Origin of the sequence: Vibrio anguillarum, assembly GCF_001989995.2 — a bacterium.
In the GTDB taxonomy this organism is placed as follows: domain Bacteria; phylum Pseudomonadota; class Gammaproteobacteria; order Enterobacterales; family Vibrionaceae; genus Vibrio; species Vibrio anguillarum.
This window is the reverse complement of record NZ_JAHGUP010000076.1, coordinates 45,749-53,639: the sequence shown is the minus strand read 5'-3', so window position 1 is coordinate 53,639 and position 7,891 is coordinate 45,749. Positions and strand designations below refer to the sequence as shown.

Below are 7,891 nucleotides of genomic sequence, written 5' to 3'. Positions count from 1 at the left end.
GTCGTGGTCGTGGTCGTGGTCGTGGTCGTGGTCGTGGTCGTGGTCGTGGTCGTGGTGCTCACTATTTAACGTATGCGCGATACGACTTTCTTCTAAATGACACTTGGCCGGAGCGGGCAGCTGGAAAATGCCATCGGCGTGGCTGAACTGCTCAAGGACTTTATTTAAGCGCTGTTGTTGTTCATCATTTTGTGGTGCATGTTCAAAGCCGACTACATCAGCGCCGGGGGCGGTGATTTCAATCAGTAAATCTTGCCCATCTTGAGCAATATTGAACTCGACGTGGCCATGTACATGAGCCTCATGTTGGCGAAACTCTTCATTTGCCAGTGCTGGCGTGCTTAAAATTAGGCCGATAGAGAGAGCGAGTTTACGTTGGATAAACATTGGGTGATTCCTTTTAAACATCAAAATAGCCCTTAGCGCGTTGGCTTTGGGTAACAAATCATAAATAACTAGATAAGACGTCTAAAAGTGAGGAGGCGAGCGAGCAAGATAAGCGTAATGAACTGAGGGGCGACGCTGAGTTTTCTCTACTGATGATCGAATTTCGCTGCCACTAATGACAGGAAGGATAGGCAGCGCACTGCTTAGACCATTTTGAAAACCAGAAAAAAGTTGGCAATGATGCTGCGCGTGATGCGCAGGATTAGTATCGAGGTGATGATCTACATAAGCGACATTCAACCATAGCATCAGCAGCATGGCACATAATGCAATGCTTTGAGCTCGGTAATGGGGGCAACGTAGACGGGTAAACATCAAACCAATACAGTAGTAAAATGATAATTGTTATAATATAACAATATTGTGAGAATAAAGCGTACTCTTATTTTTATAAAAGCACCTTTCACCACGATATGTTTAGCAAAGGCAGCCGTGTTATCGGCCACCTAAGGTTATTATAAATTCTGTTTGATCAAGCCTAAAACCGTTTGAATTTCCTCATCACTCAATGCACCTTCCTTAACAAACAGTACGTTACCTTGCTTGTCTTGAACGATGATCGCTGATGATTCCTCTTTTAAATCCCACGCTTTGGCTACATTTCCCGCTTCATCTAGCACCATGGAAGACCACGGAAACTCTTTCTTGCTGTCTTGAGCGGAAGATTTGACAAACGATCCTGTGCCCCAAATCGCATCATCTTGGTTGATGATCGAGGTGGTTTGATAACTTTCTGCGGGAAATTGTGCGGCCGTAATGGCAGCCATCAATGGTGCATTTAACGCTTTAGCACTGCTGCGACCAGCAATGGCTTGAATGACGCGCACTTTGCCTAGCAGTTGGCTGGTATCCCAAGTTTGAAAGGCCGTTTTATCATCTTGTAGGATGATTTCACCATATTTTTCCACTGAAACATCAGCAACTTGCTGACCTTGGGTAATGTTGTGTGCCATGGCAAGCGCTGGATAGCAGGCGATTAGAATGGCGATCACTCGTTTACTTTTCATTTTAGGGGTCCCTTTTAGTTGAGCAACAAAGGTATAGCATAGAATCAATAAAACCACGAAAAGAGGACATTAAGCGGTTAACAAAATGCTAACAAAGCCTCAATTCTACACGCTTTATTCGCTGAGCTGGGGTGGGAAGCAGATGCCTGTTCCTCCTAACCCACAATAACCATTCGGATTTTTAGCTAAATATTGTTGATGATAGCTTTCGGCGTAGTAGTAAGGACCAGCGGGTGCAATTTCGGTGGTAATTAAGGCTCGTTGACTGGCTGACAACGCCTGCTGGTATCGCTGCTTTGAGGCTTGTGCTATTTGCTGTTGTTGTTCTGAATAGGTATAGATAGCGGAGCGATACTGAGTGCCTTTATCGTTACCTTGACGCATGCCTTGGGTCGGATCGTGCTTTTCCCAAAAATGACTTAATAGCTTTTCTAATGGCAAGCGCTGTGGATCAAAAATTACGCATACCACTTCAGTATGGCCAGTTTCACCACTGCATACTTCTTCGTAAGTTGGGTTTGGGGTAAAGCCGCCGGCATAGCCTACTGAAGTCGACACCACACCATCGAGTTGCCAAAATAAGCGTTCAGCGCCCCAAAAACAGCCCATACCAATCACTATTTGTTGCTGATGCTCATTAGGCTGCTCAGTGATGTTGCTGTGGTTAACGTAATGAATTTCCTCCACTGGCATAGGGGTTTCTCGTCCTTTCAGTGCTGTTTGTGCGCTGACCATTGTTTGTTTATTGAGCATGAGCTTTCCTTTCGTGTGTCTATTTTGGGCTTTATTTATTGTTGTTGAGCGACTGTTTCACATTCAGCCCGAATAATTGACTGATTTCATACAGACGAAGCGTGCTATTGGCGGTATGATTTCCAGCCATTAACGATCTGTTTACTCAACTGTTCCTTTAATTAAGCATGAGACGAAAATCATTACCAGTTCTATTCACGATGCTACTTATTTCCACTTCCGCGTATGCCAAGGTGGCGTTAACCATTAATGGTTTAGAGGGTGAATTAGAAAACAACGTTGAAGCCTATTTATCGTCGATTCCAGAGAGCGACTATTCAACGCATCTTCGTTTTCAATCTCGTTTAGAGAAAAGCATGACGGAAGCGCTTGTCGCGCTGGGTTACTACCATCCTCAATTTGAGTTTGTGGTGGTGAGCGATGAGCAAGAGCTGATGGTCAATATCAATCCTGGACCGCTAACAACCATTAAAGAGATGGATGTGGTGATCAGCGGGGAAGCTGAATCTGATGCTGATTTTGCCAATCTCATTAACCGCAATGCCCTTAAAGTGGGCGCGGCGGTTAACCATGGTCAGTACGATGCTTTGAAATCGGGTATCCGCAACTTAGCGTTGCAAAAAGGTTATTTTAACGGGAATTTTGAATTAAGCCGTTTGGAAGTTGCGCCAGAGTTGAATGAAGCTTTCGTACGCCTTCATTTTAACAGTGGTATTCGTTACCATTTTGGTCCCTCGCTCATTACTGGCAGCCAAATTGAAGATCAGCGAGTTCGCTCACTTCAGCCCTATAAAACCAATGATCCTTACCTTGTTTCCAAGGTAGGGGAATATAACCAAAACTTATCCAATACCGATTGGTTTTCCTCTGTTTTTGTTGAACCCGATCTTAGCCAACTGGAGAACGGTCGCGAACTGCCGATGAAGGTTTCCCTTGCACCGCAAGCTCGAAATCAGCTTGAAACCGGTTTAGGTTACTCAACGGATGTGGGAGTGCGTGGTTCATTCAAGTGGAAGAAACCTTGGGTTAACAGCCTCGGCCACAGTTTTGATAGCAGTTTCTCCCTTTCTGCCCCAGAGCAGACCATTACCGCTGGCTACAAAATACCGCTAGAAGATGTGCGGCGTGAATATTATCGAATTCAGTATGGAATGAAGAATGTCGATAACCGTGATACGAAGAGTTTGGAGTCTAACTTATCGTTTGAACGCCACTGGTTGCGTGATGGTGGTTGGCATCGAACCCTATTCGTTCGTTATTTGATAGAAAACTACGAACAAGGTTTGCAAAGCGATGTCGGCCAGTTTGTATTACCGGGAGCGACCTATTCTCGCACGCGTGTTCGTGGTGGTTCAATGCCGATGTGGGGCGATAAACAGAGCATCACACTTGAGTATGGCGATCCAAATTTCGTCTCTGAAACGCGTGTGGTGCGGTTGTTGGCGGGAACTGCTTGGATACGCAGCGCTGGGCAAAACCACCGTGGTTTATTGCGTTTAGACGGCGGCGCAAACTTCAGTGAAGAGTTTGACAAACTCTCGCCTTCTCTGCGCTTCTTTGCTGGTGGCGATAACAATTTACGAGGGTATAGCTATCAATCTATCTCACCTAAAGATGCCAGCGGCGCACTGACTGGGGCCAAATACATCGCCACCAGTTCGTTGGAGTATCAATATCGCTTGGTTGGAAATTGGTGGGGCGCATTGTTTGTCGATTATGGCGATGCCTTTAATGACTCGCCGGATTGGAAAACTGGTGTGGGAGCCGGGATTCGCTGGGCTTCTCCGGTTGGACCGATCCGCTTAGATTTTGCATGGGGGCTTGACGCCAATCCCGGCGATGAATTTCAGCTGCATTTCACCTTGGGGCCTGAACTATGACCAAAGTGATGTTGAAGATAACCAAATGGGCATCGGCGATTTTATTCACCTTGTTGGGCGCGGTATTTATTGCACTCGCAGCCTTGTTGTTTACCAATACAGGGCTTAACGGTCTGTTGTGGGGAGCGCAAAAAGCGCTGCCACAACTGCAGGTTGCCAGCGCTAAAGGTGCAATTTTTCCACGTTTCACGCTCAACCAAGTCACCTTTTCCGATGAAGCATTAAAGCTCGATCTCGATGTGCAGCGCGTGACATTAGCCATAAGTGCTAGCTGCTTATTGGAGCCTTCAATTTGCTTAAATGAACTTGCGATCAGTGGCTTAAGGCTGGCGCTTCCTGAGCTTCCCCCTTCGACGCTAGGTGAGCCTTCGTCTGCCTCTGATCCCATTACGTCAATCTCTACACCGGTGCCAATTAAGGTTGGCCGTGTGGAGCTCAATGATATTCAGCTGGATATTTTGGGTAATACGCTGGCATGGAAGCAATTTTCTACTCATGCCTCATTTCAAGGTAATCGCTTACGGATTGGCAAAACCAGTTGGAGCGATATTCAACTGAAGCTTGCGACCAATGAAGATGTCGATTCAGCCTCAAGCGCACAATCCAAATCCACTCCATCCACAACCGTATCATCGACGGCGGCACCTGCGGTGAAAACGCCCATCACCTTGCCAGAAGTGATCATTCCGCTGCAATTGGAAGTGGAGCGTTTTGATATCAATCAGTTTACTCTTCAGCAAGCTGAGCCTTTGGTTGTCAAGCATCTTGGTTTGGTCGCCAATGCTTATCAGAGCAGTGTTTCATTAAAATCACTTGAGCTTGAGCTGCCACAATTGATTGCCAACCTAAAAGCTGATGCGCAGCTGAAGGGAGACTATCCGCTCAATCTCTCTTTAAAAAGCACGCTCAAAATGGCCGAAGCTCAGGGGCAAACACTGGCACTAGAGGCTTCGGGTAGCTTGGGTGATTTAACACTCAACGCGAAACTGGGCGGGCTTGCGCAAGCAAACTTAAATGCGCAATTGGCGCTACTGCAACCTGAGATCCCGTTTGATATTTCGTTGGATGATGTTCAAGCACAGTGGCCATTGATTGGGCAAGGAGACTATTTTGTTCGCGTACCGAGTTTAAAAACTCAAGGTTCACTCGACGGATATAGCGTGGCGCTCAATGGCCAACTGCAAGGTAAAGATCTGCCCGATGTGACGCTGGATGTGGCTGGTAAAGGCACTTTACAGCAAATCAACTTAGATTCTTTGCTCATCGATACCTTAGGGGGGCAAATTGCTGGCCAAGTGATGGCCAACTGGCAAGCCCCAATTCACTGGCAAGCGGCGCTGAATTTAGAACAGATTCAGCCGGGATTACAGTGGCCGCAAGCCGAAGGCGTGATCAGCGGTAAGCTCGAAACCACGGGTGAGCTGACCGAGCAGGGCGGTTGGAACGTTGCGCTGCCTATTTTGGATATTGAGGGTGTGTTGCGTGGCTACCCACTGAATATTGAAGGTCAATTAAACGCATCAGATATGACAGGGAAAGGCGCTTTTACTGTGTCGACCAGCGGCTTAACGTTAGCCCATGGACCCAACCAGATTACGGCCAAAGGTGAGCTGGATAAAGAGTGGCGTATGGGCTTATCGGTTGATTTTGCGGATCTGGTGAAAAGTGTTCCTGATTTGCACGGCAAAGTGATTGGCGATATTTATCTGCGTGGTGATTTACAGCAGCCACAAATCAAGCTGCGCCTCAATGCAAATGATCTTGCTTGGCAGCAACAAGCGACCTTAAAGCAGGTGACTTTAACTGGTGATGTTACGCCACTTCCTGTGCCACAAGCCGAAGTGAAATTGCAGGCGAGCCAGTTGAGCTACCAGCAGCAGTTAGTTGATAGTGTGGACTTGCGTTTTTCAGGCACGCAGGCGCAGCATCAACTGAGCTTAGACGTCATCTCAAGTTTGCTCTCAACCAGCTTGGCGATCCGCGGATCTTTTGACGATAAGCCGACGATGCAGTGGCAAGGTGCGCTGGAACGAGTACAACTGTCCACAGAACAAGGGCCGTGGCTATTAAACCAAGCGACACCTGTTGCGGTTAATATCGAGAAACAACAAGCCACGATTGCCGCGCATTGTTGGCAGCAAGAGGGAGCATCGCTCTGCTTAGATAAAGACGCGACTGTGGGGCAAAGTGGTGCGGCCGAGCTCTCTCTCAACCATTTTGATTTTCAGCAAATCGCAATGTTTTTACCGCAAGAGACTCAACTTAAAGGCCAAGCCGATGTCAGTCTCACAGCTCAATGGGCGCCCAATACTGCGCCTCAAGCGAAAGTGTCACTCAGCTTAAGCCAAGGTGCAGTCACGCAGCACATCGACCAAGCCATTACTTTAGGTTGGGATAGCGTCACTATTGAAAGTACGCTTGAACAGAACAAGCTGTTTGCTCGTTGGCTAGTGGATGTGACCGATAATGGCGATCTGTCGGGGCAAATAACCATTGCAGATCTAATGGCAAAAGAAAAAATGATGGATGGCGCATTAACGCTTTCCACCTTTAATATTGATTTTTTACAGCCGCTGCTTGGGGATTATAGCCAAGCGAAATCGAAGATTAGCAGTCAACTTGCCTTCAGTGGGCCGATGTTGCACCCGAAAGTGATGGGCAGCGTGGTGGTGGATGACATTGTCGTCAAAGGCGATATTTCGCCGCTGGATGTTACCTCGGGCCGAGTGGCGATTGACTTTAATGGTTACCAAGCATTGCTCAATGCGTCGATTCAAACTGCGGATGGCGAGTTGAGTATCAAGGGAGATGCCGACTGGCAGAAAATGGATCAGTGGCGCGCCAACCTACGTGTGCTAGCCGATGAGCTGTTGGTGGATCTGCCGCCTATCGTCAAGATTAAAGTTATCCCAGACATGAGCATCACATTGGAGCCTCAGCTGGCAACCGTGACGGGGAATATTAACCTGCCTTGGGGACGTATCGTGGTAGAAGAGTTGCCTCCGAGCGCGATTGGTGTCTCCAAAGATCAAGTGATATTGGACGCAGCTTTACAGCCTGTGAGCGAGCAAAGCGCCATGCCATTTAACGTTGAAACGAATGTAAACATCTCGATTGGTGATGATTTCCGGCTCAGTGCCTTTGGTTTGCAAGGCGGCTTGATTGGCCGCCTCAATGTGGCGCAAAAGGATAAAGGTCCTTTTATTACTGGAGAAGTAAATATCCAAAATGGTTCGTATCGATCCTTTGGACAAGATTTGCTGATCCAAGAAGGCAAAATTTTAATGAATGGACCGGTTGATCAACCTTATGTTTCGATTAAAGCGGTGCGCAACCCAGATAACACACAAGATGGCGTGATTGCAGGGGTAAAAGTGACCGGCTCTGCCGATGAACCCGCAGTCTCCATTTTTTCAGAACCCGCGATGCCACAAGCCAATGCACTTTCTTACCTACTTCGTGGTCAGAATATTGATGGCGAGGCGGGTGGCAATGCGATGACCACTGCACTAATTGGTTTGAGCTTGGCACAAAGCGGTAAGGTGGTGGGCGAAATTGGTCAAGCCTTCGGCGTGCAAGATCTGCAATTGGATACGGCCGGTTCCGGTGATGATTCACAAGTGACGGTAAGCGGCTATATTTTACCGGGGCTACAAGTGAAATATGGTGTTGGTATTTTCAGCTCGGTGGGCGAATTTACCGTGCGTTACCGCTTGATGAGGGATTTGTACGTTGAAGCGGTATCCGGCTTAGATAGCGCGGTGGATCTTTTGTATCAGTTTGAATTTAACTAGGGACAGTCAT

6 protein-coding genes are annotated in these 7,891 nt (G+C 47.4%); 2 read left to right on the top strand and 4 right to left on the bottom strand.

Translation table 11 applies throughout. From position 1 onward, the window contains the following. The 4 genes from PL85_RS15660 to msrA all read right to left on the bottom strand — a co-directional run. The coding region (locus tag PL85_RS15660; protein WP_234934716.1) for a ZrgA family zinc uptake protein at window positions 1-387 on the bottom strand (387 nt) is incomplete at its 3' end. Between the two features lie 81 nt (window positions 388-468). Continuing rightward, a complete protein-coding gene (locus PL85_RS15655) occupies window positions 469-762 on the bottom strand; it encodes a DUF2607 family protein (RefSeq protein ID WP_080569481.1) in 294 nt (97 codons plus the stop codon). Between the two features lie 140 nt (window positions 763-902). Continuing rightward, window positions 903-1,454: a YtfJ family protein gene (locus PL85_RS15650; RefSeq protein ID WP_064625922.1), complete on the bottom strand. Its 552-nt coding sequence runs from the start codon at window positions 1,452-1,454 to the stop codon at window positions 903-905. Between the two features lie 114 nt (window positions 1,455-1,568). Next, on the bottom strand, window positions 1,569-2,207 hold the full coding sequence (gene msrA, locus PL85_RS15645; protein WP_115339324.1) for a peptide-methionine (S)-S-oxide reductase MsrA: 639 nt from the start codon (window positions 2,205-2,207) through the stop codon (window positions 1,569-1,571). Between the two features lie 167 nt (window positions 2,208-2,374). Here msrA and tamA point away from each other — a divergent pair, with 167 nt between their 5' ends. Both tamA and tamB read left to right on the top strand, forming a co-directional pair. Then, the gene (gene tamA / locus PL85_RS15640; RefSeq protein ID WP_013855954.1) at window positions 2,375-4,087 is read left to right on the top strand and encodes an autotransporter assembly complex protein TamA; all 1,713 of its coding nucleotides are present in this window, start codon (window positions 2,375-2,377) and stop codon (window positions 4,085-4,087) included. Beyond that, window positions 4,084-7,881, top strand: coding sequence for an autotransporter assembly complex protein TamB (gene tamB, locus PL85_RS15635; RefSeq protein ID WP_115339323.1), 3,798 nt, complete (start codon window positions 4,084-4,086; stop codon window positions 7,879-7,881). Before tamA ends, tamB begins: the two co-directional genes overlap by 4 nt. The last annotated feature ends 10 nt before the right edge of the window (window positions 7,882-7,891 follow it).